Consider the following 15,739-nt stretch of genomic DNA (forward strand, 5'->3'; position numbering starts at 1 on the left):
AAATTGAATAATCTTAGTGCTATGATACAGCAATTTTTAACCAACATTGGAAGCATTCATGGAAATCGTATGCCTAGATCTTGAAGGGGTGTTAGTTCCAGAAATCTGGATTAACTTTGCAAAAAAAACAGGGATTAAAGAACTCGAAGCCACCACACGTGACATTCCAGATTACGATGTACTGATGACACAACGTCTGAATATCTTAAAACAGCACGGCTTGGGATTGAATGATATTCAAGCTGTGATTGCAGATATGGGACCATTTGAAGGCGCGAAAGAATTTGTTGAATGGGTGCGTACCCATTTCCAATTGATTATTTTGTCTGATACATTTTATGAGTTTGCGCATCCATTAATGAAGCAATTGGGATGGCCGACCATTTTCTGTCATAAGCTTGAAACTGATGAAAATGGCATGATCACCGCATATAAATTACGTCAACCTGATCAAAAGCGTCAGGCAGTGAAAGCATTGCATGGCTTGAATTTCCGTGTCATTGCAGCAGGTGATTCATATAACGATACTACGATGCTCGGTGAAGCGGATCATGGTTTCTTATTTGATGCACCAGCCAATGTGATTGCCGAATTTCCGCAATTTCCACCATTGCATGGTTATGACGCATTAAAACAAGCGATTCGTTCGGTATCGCAACGTGATATTCCTGAATAATGAATTCTCCTCAGCTTTCTTTTAAGTACGTTGGGGAAAATTGAAAAATAAAAGGCGCTAAATAGCGCCTTTTATTTTGGGTCGATAGTTAGAATTTATACCCAATCTTTAAACCATAAGCGATGGCATCATTATTTTCAAATTCAGCCACATAACCTGGTGTATTGAATTGTGAACCTGACTGTGCTTTGGCATCGCCGAGCCAGAAGTATTTCACGCCACCCGCAATAAAGGTTGCAGGCGTAGGACTATATTGAACACCGATACCGACATTCCAATAGCCTTCTGTTGGACCTAATGTCGTCACAGGGTTACCTGCACCAGAGTCCCAACCTACCGATAAATTACCAGCCCATTGCTCATTCAGTTTACGACCGACACCCGCAGTAATCGAGTATTGATCTTCAGTATAGGCAACCAGATCAAAACCGTCTTTTTTACCTGTTGAAGCAACGATTGGCGGTAAAGTTGAAGCAGCACCAAATTTATATGGACGAATGGCAAAGTCTTTCCAGTTCACCCAGCGTAAATTCGCAAAGGCAACCGTGTTTTCCATAATCCCTGTTTGGAAATCAAGATTAACTGACTGAGGGGTGGTGATTTCAGTTGTACCCTCTGAATGATTAATTTTATTTAAAATCGCATCAAAACCCGCATTGCCAGTCATACCCGCAATGCCATGCGTTTCATAGGCATTCATTTCATGTTTGATTTTGGCGCGGTAAGTCAAAGATGCTTTGAGCGCAATTTCAGGAACTTGATAAACAACACCCGCTAACCAGCCGACAGCTTCATCTTTACCTGTTTTAAAGTCATAACCGCTGTAAGCACTATAGCTTTGACCACGTAATAGCACAGTACTGTCTAAGGTTTGATAAACTGCCCCCGCGTAGAGGTTCCAGTTTTGTGTTGGTTGGTAACCGAATAACAGGTTTAAGTTTTCAGTATCTACGGTAACGGAAGTACCACCTTTAAATGGTAGAGGTCGACTTTCGATAAAGTTACTTTTGCCCGTATATTCAGCATCAGCACCATAAGGTTGGTCATAGATCAAACCAATCGAGAATTTGTCGGTTGCTTGAATTTTTAAGGCAGCATTTGGCGAGTAGTAATGATTTGCCATATTGCCAGTATTGTTTTGTGATGTGTCCTGACCTGATACATTGGGATCAAGAACCGTAATACCCGCTTCAAAATAATTATTTGGCTGTAAAAAAGCGGCAATAGACTGGCCTGAGCGATCCAGTGCTGCGGCAAATGTTGTCGTTGTTGGAACTAAGCTAAGTAGAAGAGCCGTTTGAATAGCATTCAGCTTCATTAATATGTTCTCTCAAATCACTTTGTAACAGAATGGCGCGGAAAGTAACATAATTTTTATGCGCTTAAATATTTTACAAATGTCAATAAATGAACTGATGAGGTCACGAAAAATGGTTGAGCATTCAAGTTTTATCTTGGTGTTTCTATGATTTGAAATGAATATTGAATTTTGATCTATAGTTTTGATTTTATTTATTAAAGCACAATAAAAAAGGCCATCCGAAGATGACCTTTCTTTTATAAATTCTAATTAGAATTTATAACCAATTTTTAAACCGTATGCGATTGCTTTGTTATCTTCGAACTCAGCAACATAGTCATTACCGCCAGCTTGAGCACCGGTTTGCGCTTTGGCATCACCTAACCAGAAGTACTTCACGCCACCCGCAATAAAGGTTGCAGGAGTAGGGCTATATTGAACACCTACACCTACGTTCCAATAACCTTCTGTTGGACCAAGTGTAGTTACAGGGTTGCCTGCACCAGAATCCCAACCTACCGAAACGTTACCCGCCCATTGATCGTTGAGTTTACGACCAACACCCGCATTTACAGACCATTGGTCATCAGAGTATTCAACTAAGTTAAAGCCATTTGGACGACCAACTAGGCCACCGACAGCTTCTGAAACTTTGCCAAATTTATATGGACGAATAGAGAAATCCTTCCAGTTCACCCAACGTACGTTTGCAAATGCAACTGTATTTGCCATGATGCCTGTTTGGAAATCTAAGTTAACAGATTGAGGTGTGGTGATTTTTGTTTGACCTTCCAATTGGTTGGCAGCAACTGCTTTACCAATTGTTTGCTGAATCGCACCAGCTTGAGCTGCAGTTAATTGACCAGCTTGAACTAGCTGTGTAATTGCACCACCTAACATTGCAGAATTTGCACCAATAGCATCTGCAAGTGCAATGGTTTCATTCGCATTGATTTTATGATCAATTTCAGAACGGTAGGTGATAGACGCTTTAAGTGCAATTTCAGGGATTTGGAAAGCAGCACCTGCTAACCATCCAGCAGCACCATCTTCTGGAATCGATGCATCGTAACCATTATAGACGCTGTACGCTGAACCACGTAAATTCACACTTCCTTTAATCGTTTGGTATACACCACCACCGTAAAAGTTAAAGTTTTCAGTTGGTTGGAAGCCGAAGATCATCGAGATATTTTGGCTATCAACTTCAACCGATGTTCCGCCTTGAGTTCCACCTAATGCGCCAGTTGTAATTGGTAAGCTACCAAGAATTGGATCTGAAGGGCTTGCTACGAATACGTTATTGCCTTTGTATTGAGCATCTGCACCAAATGGCTGATCATAAAGAAGACCAAAAGAGAATTTATCAGTCAATTGAAGTTTTAATGCAGCACTCGGGAAATAGTAGTCATCACCCATATCGCTAATATTACGAGTTGTTTTTGAAGTGCCTGCTTCTTTACCTTTAACTGTCGGATCTAGAACCGAAATACCCGCTTCAAAATAGTTGCCCGGTTGTAAAAAAGCAGAAATGGATTGACCTGAACGGTCTAACGCAGCTGCAAAAACTCCAGTTGCAGGTAGCGTTGCTAAGATCATGGCAGTGCTAAGATGTTTTAATTTCATTGTAATCTTTCCTTGAACTTCAAGATTCTTAAGTGTTAAGAAGCTATGATCTGACAACAAAAAAGTTATCTATCGTGATTGGCTATAACTTCATGTAACAAAAATACCATAATTAAAATAAGAGTAAATGTTCTAAATGAACTAAACAGTACGCTGGTTTAGATGAAAATGGATAAAAATAAATCTTAAAAAATTTATATACATATGTGTTTTTATTTGTAAAATAATGATAAATATAAATTATTATTTTAAAATAATAATCGTTCTTTTTTGCATTTTTCCAAAAAAAGTTTTTTATTTGGTCAAAGATTTTTTGTAAAAAATGAGATTTATTTCTCCATATTTTCTTTTTAGCTAAAAATTTCAGCGTATTAGAACAAAGTTGAATAATTTTACGCAGAATTTACGTTTCCTGCTTTTTTCAATATAGAGAATTTACGTTCCCAATTTCCATACTAAAGCTGAACTATTTTTAAATGGCATATGCTATGTGGGAATTTATTTCTGTATTTGTCTTTTCATTACTGCTTGCGTATCCGCTAGGGGCTTATCTTGCCGATGTGATGCAAGCAAAGCCAATGAAAAGTGACGCGTTGTTTAAATGGATTGAGCAACCAATTTATGCTGTGCTCGGCGTCAAGCGTAGAGGGATGAACTGGCGGCAATATTTGGTCGCTTTTGTGCTCAGCAATATTTTGCTGCTGGGTGCAAGTGTCACCATTTTGATGACTCAGGCATGGTTACCACTGAACCCTGATCATATTCCAAATATGAACTGGGATTTGGCATTGCATACCACCATTTCATTCTTGACCAATACCAACCAGCAACATTATTCGGGACAGGCCCAACTGTCTTATCTATCCCAAATGACGGTGATTGTCGGATTGCAATACTTGTCGCCAATTATTGGACTTGCCTTATTGGTGGCGATGTTGAGAGCTTTATTCTTGCAATCAGGTCAACAAGAGGGTTCAGATCAAAACATATGGGATCGTATCAATCTTGGTAATTATTGGATGGATATCATTCGTCCATTATTTCGATTCTTTATTCCGCTTGGCTTGATTTTTTCTTTGCTACTCACTTTTCAAGGTGTTCCAGCAACATTATCAGCTGGCCCAACAGTACAAGTTTTGGATCAAACGGCAGAAGTTAAAACTCAGCATATTCCACTCGGTCCAGTTGCACCCATGGTGGCAATTAAGCAGTTAGGCAGTAATGGTGGGGGGTGGTATGGTCCGAATAGTAGTGTGCCTTTAGAAAATCCAACGCCGTTATCCAATGTGATTGAGATGATCGCGATCTTGCTGATTCCATTGTCTGTGGTGTTTATGGTGGGGCGTTTTATCCAACGTAAGAAATTGATGTGGATGATTTTTGGCACCATGTTACTCATGTCATTGGCTTCAACCTCATTAACGTTGTGGACTGAAAAGTCTTCTTTGATTCCAAACACGGCATTGATGGAAGGTAAAGAAGTCCGCTTTGGTACAGAGGCATCGGCACTGTGGGGGAGTTTGACCACCCAAGTGAATAACGGCTCAGTCAATATGATGCATGACTCCGCCTCACCACTGACGGGACTGGTGGAACTGTGCAATATGTTAATCAATGCCATTTGGGGTGGGATCGGCTGTGGTCTACTGCAGTTCTTTATTTATCTATTCCTTGCAGTATTTATTGCAGGCTTGATGACGGGACGTACCCCTGAATTGTTTGGCCGAAAAGTTGAAGTGACTGAAATTAAGTTATTGGCTTTGGTCATTCTACTGCAACCCGTGGTGATTCTTGGCTTAACGGCGATTGCCATTGCATTTCCATCGATTACAGGGAATTCAAACCCTGCTTTCCACGGCATTAGCCAAGTGTTTTATGAGTATGTCTCTGCTTATGCCAACAATGGTTCGGGTTTTGAAGGTTTAGGCGATAACACCCTGTGGTGGAATCTGAGTGCCAGTGTCGCGTTATTGGCAGGTCGTTATAGCGTATTGATTATCCCTGTGTTGATTGCAGTCAGTTTGGCAACTAAGCCACAAGCAACCGAAAGCAAAGGCTCTTTACATATTGAATCCCCAACTTTTGCTTTGACCTTGATTGGGATCGTGTTGATTCTCACCTTATTGCAATTCATGCCCGTGTTGGTCATTGGGCCAATTGCTGATTATTTATCTATGCTATCTGTGAAAGTTTAAGCGTGGAGCGACAACAATGAAACATTCAAATGCGACACAACAAATGGATATTTTGAATAAAGAAATTATTCAGCAAACTTTTCATAAACTGTTGCCACAGTATGCTTTTAAAAATCCAGTGATGGCCTGTGTCTGGGTGGGTACAATCTTAACGATTGTCGCAACCTTGATGGGGAGTACCAGTTTCGGTTTTGGTCTGCTGTTGAGTCTGATCTTATTGGTGACAGTACTATTTGCTAATTATGCAGAAGCGGTTGCTGAGGCCAAAGGGCGTGGGCAAGCTGCATCTCTACGTCAGGCCCGTGAAAATTTAACCGCAAATTGTATCCTCGATTTAAATGCGGTACCGAAGACTATTTCTGCCAATCTGCTTAAAAAAGATGATCTTGTCATCGTCAAAGCTGGTGAAATTGTTCCTGCGGATGGCGAGATTATTCAAGGCTTTGCGACCATCAATGAATCTGCTGTTACAGGGGAGTCTGCGCCCGTATTGCGTGAAGCCAATACGGATCGTTCAGGTGTGATTGGCGGCACTAAGGTTTTGTCAGATGAAATTATTATTCGCGTGAGTAATGAAGCTGGTCATAGTTTCCTAGACCGTATGATTGCCTTAGTTGAAGGTGCCAATCGCCAAAAGACACCGAATGAGGTTGCGTTAAGTATTTTGCTCAACATTATGACCATTACTTTTATTGTGGTGGTGGCAAGCTTACCCTTTATTGGTTCAATGGTCGGGATTAAAATCAGCATCGTCTTGTTGATTGCTCTATTGGTATGTTTGATTCCAACCACAATTGGGGGCTTGCTCCCTGCGATTGGGATTGCTGGGATGAACCGTGCTTTAAAAGCCAATGTCTTAGCCAAATCAGGGAAAGCAGTTGAAGTTGCAGGTGATATTGATGTGCTGCTATTGGACAAAACCGGCACGATTACCTATGGCGACCGCCAAGCGACAGCTTTTTATCCATTGGCTGGTGTGAGTCCAACTGAATTACGTCAAGCCGCAATGTTGACGTCTTTCGCTGACCCAACCCCTGAAGGTAAATCTGTGGTGAGTTTGGGTAAAGAAATGGGCGAGAGCATTCGTGAGCCTCAAGATGCAGAATTTATCCAGTTTAGTGCATCAACACGTTTGTCTGGTGTGGACTTAGCGACTGGACAAAAGATTCGTAAAGGTGCTGTCGATGCCATCCTTAAATTTACCAATCAAGAGATCAAAGACAACATTGAACTCAAAACTCGTGTCGAGCAAGTGGCTTCTAAAGGTGCAACACCACTCGTCGTCGCTTCAAATCACAGTATTTTAGGGGTGATTGAGCTATCAGATGTGATCAAGCAGGGTATTAAAGAACGTTTTGCGCTGTTACGTGAGATGGGTATTAAAACCATTATGGTTACAGGTGACAATCCGTTGACTGCAGCAGCGATTGCAGCAGAAGCGGGGGTGGATGATTATATTGCAGAAGCCAAACCTGAAGATAAATTGGCTTGTATCCGTAAAGAACAAGCTGCGGGTAAACTGGTGGCAATGGTCGGTGATGGTACCAATGATGCACCTGCCTTGGCACAGGCAGACATTGGCTTAGCCATGAACTCAGGCACTCAAGCCGCGAAAGAAGCTGGCAATATGGTGGATCTGGACTCTGACCCAACCAAGTTGCTGGATGTAGTTGAAATTGGGAAGCAGCAATTGATTACCCGTGGCGCCTTAACCACCTTTTCTTTGGCAAATGATGTCTCCAAGTACTTTGTCATCTTACCTGCATTGTTTGCAGTGGCGATTCCACAACTTGGGGTGCTGAATATTTTGCAACTCAGTAGTCCAAGCAGTGCAGTAATTTCAGCCTTGATTTTTAATGCACTGATTATTCCAATGTTGATCCCATTGGCTTTAAGAGGGGTGCAGTTTAAACCTGCCAGTGCATTGCAATTGTTACGCCGTAATATGTTGATTTATGGGGTAGGTGGGGTGATCTTTCCGTTTATCGCGATCAAGTTGATCGACCTTATTGTGTCATTGTGGATTTAGGAGTGAGAAATGAATACTTTATTGAATCATCAGCAATTGAATCAACAGGACTTGGCATTATCGGGCCAAGGACATTCAGTTCTACGCCCAAGTCTTGGTCTGATAGCCGTGGGTTTCTTAATTGCAGGGGTGCTGTATGCTACGGCTAGTGTTTCTATTGCGCAGCTACTCTTTCCAGTGCAAGCCAATGGCAGCTTAATCGAACTGGATGGCAGAATTGTGGGTTCTCGTTTGGTGGGGCAAAATTTTGTTGGTGAACAATATTTCCATGGTCGTCCCAGTGCGGTAAGTTACAATGTTGATGGAATGGCAGGTAGTAACTTGGCGGTCTCTAATCCTGACTTACAAAAACAAATTAAGGACAGAACTGTGCAATTTGCCCAGAATAATCATATTTCAGAACAGCAGGTGCCGAACGATATGGTGACCGCATCAGGCAGTGGGATTGATCCTGATATTTCACCTGAGAGTGCATTATTACAAGTGAAACGGGTGGCACAACAACGCCATTTAGCAGAGCAGCAATTGCGAGATTTAGTGCAACAACAGATTCAGCCTGCTCAGTTTAATCTCTATGGGCAAGCACGAGTCAACGTTCTAGAGCTGAATTTAGCCTTAGATCAATTGTCATCGAACACACGTTAATAGAGCGCACTTATGCAGATTGACCGTAATCATAAAGCAGATGCATGGCTTGCAAATAGCCAGCGTGAACAGTCTGGACGTTTGACCATTTTCTTGGGTGCAGCACCTGGCGTAGGCAAAACCTATGCCATGCTGACCCGAGCGCATGAACTGATGCAACAAGGGCAGCATGTGATGGTCGGGGTGGTCGAAACCCACGGTCGATCTGATACCGAGCGTTTGATTCAAGGACTCAATGTTATTCCAAGAAAGGCTGTGGAGTATCAAGGCCGTATTTTGGAAGAGATGGATCTTGATCAAATTCTTAAATTAAAGCCTGAAATTGTGTTAGTGGATGAACTCGCACACCGCAATGTTCCGAATAGCCGGCATGAATATCGCTGGCAAGATGTCAATGAACTGTTGGATGCAGGGATTGATGTTTATAGCACTTTAAACATTCAACACCTGGAAAGCCTGAATGATGTGGTCTATCAGATCACGGGCATTCGGGTTAGTGAAACGGTTCCTGACGCATTATTAAAACGTCTGAAAGACATTCGTTTGGTTGATTTGCCCGTACCTGAGTTATTAGAACGCATGAACCATGGCAAGATTTATTTTGCTGATGTTGCTCCTCAAGCATTACAAGGATTTTTTAAACCTGCACATTTAACCGCTTTACGGGATTTAGCGATTCAAACCGTTGCAGGGCAAGTTGAAATTGATTATCGGGAAAAATTTGTTGCACAAGGGCAGATTATCCCGATTCAAAATCATGTGATGTTAGCAATTGATGGTTCTGAGTTTTCTGAGGATTTGGTTAGGCGGGCACATCGTATCGCAGAGAGACGCAATGCGATGTGGAGTGTAATTTCAATTCAAAAGAGCCAGAAAACAACAACACAAACCTTAGCCGTAACCAAGGCATTTAACTTGGCGCGGAAACTCGGTGCAGATACCTATTTGTTACATAGCAATCATATTGCATCGACCATTTTACAGGCGGCCTATGATTATGGTGCATCCAATATTTTACTCGGTAAAAGTCCTCAAAAATCGTTTTGGCAGCGTCTGTTCTCAGACCATATTGCTGATCAACTTTTAGAAAAACAGCACCCTTTTGAGATCACCTTCGTTCAACCATTAAAAACGAAATCTAATGAACCGAAACCGCAGATAGATAGCACACGCGTATCGTGGTCGGCACAAGCACTGGTTTTTAACCCACGTGAGATCATTGAAAGTAGTTTGATTGTCTTATTGGGCTTAATTGCGGCAACAGTGAGTGATCATTTTATTGGGTATAGCGAATTGGCTTTGATTTTTGTGGTCACCGTGTTGGTGGTTGCGATGCGGGCGCGGATGCTGATCACCATTTTGAGTGTGGTGATTTGTTTCTTGCTTTATAACTACTTCTTTATTGAACCTCGATTTACCTTGCGCATTAGTGCTGAACGTGGCGTGATCACCATTGTTATCTTTATTGCTTCGGCCTTGTTGGTGGGGCGTTTAGCCAATCAATTACGCGCTCAGGTTCTTAGTTTACGTGCTGCCAACTCAGTGTCTTTACAAATGCAAGAGTTGGAGCGGAAGTTATCTAGCTGTGTCGATATTGAACAGGTTTTAAATATTGCCAAACAACATTTAGAGAGTTGTTTAAATGCAACAGTGTGGTTGAGAATTGGCACACAGGAGTTAGGCGATAGCAGTGTGTTGAATGAAAAAGATCAAATCGCGGCCAATTGGACCCAGAAAAATGCCAAGCCTTGTGGGCGTTTTACCAATACGCTAACCCAATCCGAATGGTGGTTTAATCCACTAAATCTGGTGGGAGGCTATGGGGTGATCGCACTTCGATTTAATCAAAAAACAGAAACAATCAGTTTTGAGCAGCAACGGTTGGCGGAACTGATGATTGATGATATTGCACAAACCACGTCACGGGTACAGTTGTCTTTACAGTTAGAAAACTCCCGTGTGGTAGCAGAAACTGAAAAATTACGTTCGGCATTATTGTCATCTGTCTCTCATGATCTACGTTCCCCCTTGGCTGCAATGATCGGATCAGCAGATAGTCTGAAATACTATGGTGAGCAGATGCCAGCAGAGGATCGTGAAAGTTTATTGGACACCATTCATGTTGAAGGTGAGCGTTTGGATCGTTATATTCAAAATCTGCTGGATATGACCCGATTAGGTCATCAGGGTTTAAGTCTAAGTCGTGACTGGATTGGTGTAGAAGAACTGATCGGATCGGCGACACAGCGACTGAAGCGCTATCAGCCCAAGATTAATATTGACGTTACAATGGCAGATGACTTGCCACAATTATTTGTGCATCCGGCCTTGATTGAGCAGGCCATCTTTAATGTGTTGGAAAATGCAGCCAAATTTTCACCTGATGATGTGCCGATTGAGGTCAGGATTTATCAAGAAGATCAGTTCCTACAAATTGATATTATAGATCAAGGCATCGGAATCCCAGAAGATGAGCGAGAGCAAATTTTTGATATGTTCTATACCATGCAACGTGGTGATCGGGGCAAAACGGGAACAGGTTTAGGTCTTGCTATTGTTAAAGCGATTATTGGGGCGCATATGGGCAGTATCGAAGCACTCGCAGGGACATATGGTCAGGGCACCTTAATTAGAATACGATTACCACTTCATCAGGATTAAAACCACTGTTATGCCGCACTCATTTAACTCACCAGCATCAATTCTGATTATTGATGATGAGCCACAAATCCGGAAGTTTTTGGACATTGCTTTACGTGCACAGGGCTATCAGGTACATGTGGCTGAAAATGGTATGAAAGGATTGGAGAGTTTAGCAACACGTGGCGCTGATCTGTTGATTCTAGATCTGGGTTTACCCGATATGGAGGGACAGGCAGTATTGCTTGAATTGAGACAATGGTCAGACATTCCTGTGATCGTCTTGTCGGCACGTCCAGATGAAAATCAAAAAATTAAACTGCTAGATGCGGGTGCCAATGACTATGTCACCAAGCCATTTAGCATTCAGGAGCTCTGTGCCCGTATTCGGGTGATGTTCCGCAATAAGCCACAACAGGCAGAACACAATCTAATATTTAATGATGGACAGCTTTGGATTGATGTAGCTGAACATACAGCCAAACTGGCAGATGAAGACATCGCTTTAACCAAAAAAGAATTTCAATTGTTGGCACTGTTGATTCGTCATCAAGGCAAAATCGTGACGCAAAAACAAATCATGACTGAGTTATGGGGGATTAGTCATGAAGAGGATACCCACTATCTTAGAATCTTAGTAAAAAAACTCAGAACTAAAATAGGGGATTCCGCAGTGACACCTAAGTACATTTTCACCATTGCGGGTGTAGGGTTACGCTTTGGTGAATAGTGAATTTATTCTATCGTGGTATTCAGCGATTATGATTTTAGTAAAAAATCACCGTATTCTGCACGTAGCTCGGCCTTCACAATTTTCCCCGTACCATTGATAGGCAGAGCATCAACAAAAATCACGGCATCTGGAACCTGCCAAGATGCGATTTTATCGGCAAAATATTCAAGCACATCCTCTTCAGTTAAAGTGGAGTGCTCTTGTTTTACCGCAATTAAAATTGGACGTTCATCCCATTTGGGGTGGCGTGCAGCAATTGCTGCAGCCATACGAATTTCAGGATGGCCGACGGCAATATTCTCTATTTCAACAGATGAAATCCATTCACCGCCTGATTTGATTAAATCTTTGGCGCGATCACGGATGGTCATGTAACCATCAGAATCAATGCTTGCGATATCACCAGTATCAAACCAACCATCTGAAGTTAGAGAATTTTTTTCTTGATTAAAATAGTGATCAACGACCCATGGACCACGAACTTGTAGGTTTCCTTGGGTATGCCCATCATTTGCGAGTGGTGTTATGCTATTTTCATCAACAATACGTAGCTCTATACCAAAAGGCGGACGACCTTGGCTTTGGCGCAATTTCTCAAGTTCTGTCGGATTTAACGAGGCATGTTTTGCTTTGGGTTGATTGGCTGTGCCCAGTGGACTTATTTCTGACATTCCCCATGCATGAATCGTGTCACAATGATAGGTGTCTCTAAATTCACGGATGATAGAGGGTGGGCAGGTTGCACCACCAACCACATTGCGCTGCATACTTTCTAAGCTGCTGCCTATTTTTTTAGCAGCAAGCAATAATCCCTGCCAAATGGTCGGAACGCCCAATGCCACTGTCACTTTATAATCATCAATTAAACGAACCAGGCTATCACCATCTAAATGTGGTCCAGGCAGAATGAGAGAACTCCCGACCATTGCTGCTGCATAGGGAATGCCCCATGCATTGACATGGAACATAGGCACTACTGGCATGACAATATCTCGAGCAGAAATATTTAACGAGTCGGGGAGTGCAATGGCAATCGTGTGCAGTAAAGTCGAACGATGGCTATATAACACACCTTTGGGATTCCCCGTTGTGCCGGAGGTATAACATAAGGAGCTGGGGGTTTCTTCTTTGAATTGTGGCCAATCAAATTCTACCGATTGATCTTGAATTAACGCATCATAAAAAATAACGTTTGGAAGTGCGGTGGCAACGCTTTCATCATAGGCGCTTAAACAGATCAATTTTTCAACCGAAGGAACTTGATCCTTAATTGCACTGATTAATGGCAAAAATGTAATGTCGAAGAAAATAACTTTATCTTGGGCATCATTAATAATAAAGGTCAACTGCTCTAGAAATAATCGTGGGTTAATGGTGTGACAAACATAACCACATCCGGAAATGGCATACCATGATTCTAAGTGACGGCGATTATTCCATGCGATTGTGGCAATACGATCACCCTCTGTTAAATTAAACGCCTTGAAAGCATTTGCTAAGCGTTTACTATTCTGCTGGATGTGTTTCCAATCTGTTGTGCTGAGCTGACCGTCAACTTCACGTGAAAAAATGGCAGTATCTGCATGGTATTTTGCTGCATGCTCAATTAAGTTACTAATCAATAAATCCTGATGTATCATTTTTCCAAACATTTTTTATCCTTTTTTGTGGGTTGATTTGTTCAATTAAGAGGTGAACATGAGCTTGATGTCTTACTGTTTATCGTTACTAGCTGAAATAAAATGATATTGAATAGGCAAATTTAGGGCGAATAATCTATCTAGAGATGTAGCACAGCTTGGCTATGGTGAGAACTTGAGGTCTAGTAAAATGAAAGTAGCATCGAGAAAAATAGTGGTCAATATGAAAGCACATTTTATTCATATTAAAACTCTAATGATCATTTCATCTGATTGAGCCAAGGACTAAGGGAGATTCTCGGTTATTCCAGCCGATTGAACCATAATCATGTATTTATAATGTGCAATATCTATGAGGCTGTTAAATAAATTTTACTATAATTAATAATGGTTTATCGTATTAATAGTGGTGAGCTGTTTTCAGTTTTTTAGTATATACTGGTGAGACTTTTTTATATCTTGCTTATTTGAGTCAAAATGAAAAAATTATTAGCGGTAACAGTATTTAGTACTTTTGGCTTAATGGCCTGCTCAACCACAGAAACATCCAAATCAATTCAAAGCCCGCAAGTGACGGCAGCTGTTCAACAGATTAAATATAACGGGGTGAAAGTACCTGTTTCGATTGGTAAGTTTGATAATCGTTCTAGTTATATGAGAGGTATCTTCTCTGACAATGTGGATCGTCTTGGTGGGCAGGCGAAAACGATTTTAGAAACGCATTTACAGCAAACGGGTTATTTCTCGGTTCTAAATCGTGATAATTTATCTGAACTTAAACAAGAAGTGGGATTCAGCAACAGTACTCAAAGCATTAAAGGTGCACGTTATGTGATCACTGGTGATGTGTCTGAATTTGGTCGCAAAGAAGTGGGTGATCAGCAATTATTTGGGATTTTAGGGCGCGGTAAACAGCAAATTGCTTATGCCAAAGTGAACTTGAATATTGTCGATGTAAAAACCTCAGAGATTGTTCATTCAGTGCAAGGTGCGGGTGAGTATGCATTGGGCGCGCGTGAAGTGCTTGGTTTTGGTTCTACAGCCTCTTATGACTCAACCTTGAATGGTAAGGTGCTTGATCTAGCGGTACGTGAAGCGGTCAACAATTTAGTGACTGATATTCAGAATAATCGTTGGACTGCGCAATAAGACTGGATTGTTCTAAAATGAAAAACATTGTTTGCACCAGTCTGATCAGCATCGGATTGGTCGGTTGTGCTGCTGGACCTCAACCTTTATATAGTTGGGGCTCTTATACACAGCAGACCTATCTGATGTATAACCAACCAGAAAAAGCCACACCGAGCGCACAAATTATCAAGTTAGAAGCGGAAATCGAAAAAGCCAAGGCGAAGAATCTGGCCGTTCCACCAGGCTTATATGCACATCTGGGCTGGTTATCTTTACAAGTGAATAACGCACAAAAAGCCGTGGAATATTTTCAACTGGAACGACAGGTTTATCCTGAATCTACGGTATTGATGAATCGTTTATTGCAGAAGATGAATGCCAATGGAGGAATTACAAAGCCATGATCAAGGCATTTTTAGTTTCAAACCTTCTACTTACAGGCATACTGGTTACAGGCTGTGCATCATCTCCAACAGTGAATAAAGATATGACGGCATATAAACAACATATGCCGAAATCTATTCTGGTGTTACCGCCAGTCAATGATTCCCCAGATGTGAAGGCAACTTATAGTTATTGGCCAACCGTGATTACACCCGTTGCTGAAGCAGGTTATTACGTCTTTCCGATTTCTGTGGTCGACTCGATGTTTAAAGAGAACGGCGTGACCAATGGCCATGATGCACAAAGCATTGCGCCGCAGAAATTACAGGAAATCTTTGGGGCTGATGCCGCACTCTATATTCGAATTAAAGAATATGGTTCTCAGTATCAAGTGATCCAAAGTGTTGCAACCGTCAGTGTAGAAGCAAAATTGGTTGATTTAAACAGCAATGAGACGCTTTGGACGGGTGAGAAAAAGGCTGTTCAATCCAGCAATAGTGGCAACAATGACTTACTCACTGCGTTGGTCGGGGCATTGGTTGAACAAATTGCGGGAAGCTTAAATGATCGGGCTTATCCGTTGGCATCGGTGGTGAATACGCAACTCTTTACCCCGACACAGCATAACCCAGGTTTAGGTTTACTCTATGGACCTCGTTCACCGAAATACCAACAAGATGGTGTTCTAAAGTAATTCATTTTTTCATCTGCAGAATAAAAAAGCCTCTTGATGAGGCTTT

The 15,739-nt window shown here is 41.7% G+C and carries 12 protein-coding genes; 9 read left to right on the forward strand and 3 right to left on the reverse strand.

Going from position 1 to position 15,739, the window contains the following annotated elements; translation table 11 throughout:
- Window positions 1-58: 58 nt before the first annotated feature.
- A complete protein-coding gene (thrH, locus tag F957_RS16690; protein WP_016541418.1) occupies window positions 59-676 on the forward strand; it encodes a bifunctional phosphoserine phosphatase/homoserine phosphotransferase ThrH in 618 nt (205 codons plus the stop codon).
- Between the two features lie 88 nt (window positions 677-764).
- Here the strand turns inward: thrH and F957_RS16685 are convergent, their stop codons facing one another.
- Both F957_RS16685 and F957_RS16680 read right to left on the reverse strand, forming a co-directional pair.
- A complete protein-coding gene (locus tag F957_RS16685; RefSeq protein WP_016541417.1) occupies window positions 765-1,994 on the reverse strand; it encodes an OmpP1/FadL family transporter in 1,230 nt (409 codons plus the stop codon).
- Between the two features lie 252 nt (window positions 1,995-2,246).
- Window positions 2,247-3,602, reverse strand: a complete 1,356-nt coding sequence (locus tag F957_RS16680; protein WP_016541416.1) for an outer membrane protein transport protein — start codon at window positions 3,600-3,602, stop codon at window positions 2,247-2,249.
- Window positions 3,603-4,090: 488 nt separating this feature from the next.
- Between F957_RS16680 and kdpA the strand changes: the two genes are divergently transcribed.
- Genes kdpA through F957_RS16655 form a run of 5 tightly spaced genes read left to right on the forward strand, consistent with a single transcriptional unit; the run spans window position 4,091 to window position 11,841 of the window.
- A complete protein-coding gene (gene kdpA, locus F957_RS16675; RefSeq protein WP_016541415.1) occupies window positions 4,091-5,797 on the forward strand; it encodes a potassium-transporting ATPase subunit KdpA in 1,707 nt (568 codons plus the stop codon).
- A gap of 16 nt (window positions 5,798-5,813) precedes the next feature.
- A complete protein-coding gene (kdpB, locus tag F957_RS16670; protein WP_016541414.1) occupies window positions 5,814-7,826 on the forward strand; it encodes a potassium-transporting ATPase subunit KdpB in 2,013 nt (670 codons plus the stop codon).
- 9 nt (window positions 7,827-7,835) lie between these two features.
- Window positions 7,836-8,471: a potassium-transporting ATPase subunit KdpC gene (gene kdpC / locus F957_RS16665; RefSeq protein WP_016541413.1), complete on the forward strand. Its 636-nt coding sequence runs from the start codon at window positions 7,836-7,838 to the stop codon at window positions 8,469-8,471.
- Window positions 8,472-8,483: 12 nt separating this feature from the next.
- Window positions 8,484-11,132 carry a sensor histidine kinase gene (locus F957_RS16660; RefSeq protein WP_016541412.1) on the forward strand — a complete coding sequence of 883 codons (2,649 nt, stop codon included), beginning with the start codon at window positions 8,484-8,486 and terminating at the stop codon, window positions 11,130-11,132.
- A gap of 10 nt (window positions 11,133-11,142) precedes the next feature.
- A complete protein-coding gene (locus F957_RS16655) occupies window positions 11,143-11,841 on the forward strand; it encodes a response regulator (RefSeq protein ID WP_016541411.1) in 699 nt (232 codons plus the stop codon).
- Window positions 11,842-11,870: 29 nt separating this feature from the next.
- Here F957_RS16655 and F957_RS16650 read toward each other — a convergent pair whose 3' ends face one another.
- The gene (locus tag F957_RS16650) at window positions 11,871-13,496 is read right to left on the reverse strand and encodes a long-chain fatty acid--CoA ligase (protein ID WP_016541410.1); all 1,626 of its coding nucleotides are present in this window, start codon (window positions 13,494-13,496) and stop codon (window positions 11,871-11,873) included.
- A 465-nt stretch (window positions 13,497-13,961) separates the two neighbouring features.
- On the opposite strand from F957_RS16650, the gene F957_RS16645 reads away from it, so the two are divergent.
- From F957_RS16645 to F957_RS16635, 3 genes are read left to right on the forward strand one after another with little or no spacing between them, the layout of a single operon-like run.
- The gene (locus F957_RS16645; RefSeq protein WP_016541409.1) at window positions 13,962-14,633 is read left to right on the forward strand and encodes a CsgG/HfaB family protein; all 672 of its coding nucleotides are present in this window, start codon (window positions 13,962-13,964) and stop codon (window positions 14,631-14,633) included.
- A 17-nt stretch (window positions 14,634-14,650) separates the two neighbouring features.
- Window positions 14,651-15,019, forward strand: coding sequence for a DUF4810 domain-containing protein (locus F957_RS16640; RefSeq protein WP_016541408.1), 369 nt, complete (start codon window positions 14,651-14,653; stop codon window positions 15,017-15,019).
- Window positions 15,016-15,693 carry a DUF799 domain-containing protein gene (locus tag F957_RS16635; protein WP_016541407.1) on the forward strand — a complete coding sequence of 226 codons (678 nt, stop codon included), beginning with the start codon at window positions 15,016-15,018 and terminating at the stop codon, window positions 15,691-15,693. The genes F957_RS16640 and F957_RS16635 overlap by 4 nt, the downstream gene beginning before the upstream one ends.
- Window positions 15,694-15,739 lie beyond the last annotated feature (46 nt).

Source organism: Acinetobacter gyllenbergii CIP 110306 = MTCC 11365 (genome assembly GCF_000413855.1).
GTDB classification, from domain to species: domain Bacteria; phylum Pseudomonadota; class Gammaproteobacteria; order Pseudomonadales; family Moraxellaceae; genus Acinetobacter; species Acinetobacter gyllenbergii.

Coding starts and splice junctions, on each gene's coding strand:
- F957_RS16655 (WP_016541411.1), top strand. CDS start 11,143: ATGCCGCACTCATTTAACTCACCAGCATCAATTCTGATTATTGATGAT.
- kdpA (WP_016541415.1), top strand. CDS start 4,091: ATGTGGGAATTTATTTCTGTATTTGTCTTTTCATTACTGCTTGCGTAT.
- F957_RS16635 (WP_016541407.1), top strand. CDS start 15,016: ATGATCAAGGCATTTTTAGTTTCAAACCTTCTACTTACAGGCATACTG.
- F957_RS16650 (WP_016541410.1), bottom strand. CDS start 13,496: ATGTTTGGAAAAATGATACATCAGGATTTATTGATTAGTAACTTAATT.
- F957_RS16685 (WP_016541417.1), bottom strand. CDS start 1,994: ATGAAGCTGAATGCTATTCAAACGGCTCTTCTACTTAGCTTAGTTCCA.
- kdpB (WP_016541414.1), top strand. CDS start 5,814: ATGAAACATTCAAATGCGACACAACAAATGGATATTTTGAATAAAGAA.
- thrH (WP_016541418.1), top strand. CDS start 59: ATGGAAATCGTATGCCTAGATCTTGAAGGGGTGTTAGTTCCAGAAATC.
- F957_RS16645 (WP_016541409.1), top strand. CDS start 13,962: ATGAAAAAATTATTAGCGGTAACAGTATTTAGTACTTTTGGCTTAATG.
- F957_RS16660 (WP_016541412.1), top strand. CDS start 8,484: ATGCAGATTGACCGTAATCATAAAGCAGATGCATGGCTTGCAAATAGC.
- F957_RS16640 (WP_016541408.1), top strand. CDS start 14,651: ATGAAAAACATTGTTTGCACCAGTCTGATCAGCATCGGATTGGTCGGT.
- F957_RS16680 (WP_016541416.1), bottom strand. CDS start 3,602: ATGAAATTAAAACATCTTAGCACTGCCATGATCTTAGCAACGCTACCT.
- kdpC (WP_016541413.1), top strand. CDS start 7,836: ATGAATACTTTATTGAATCATCAGCAATTGAATCAACAGGACTTGGCA.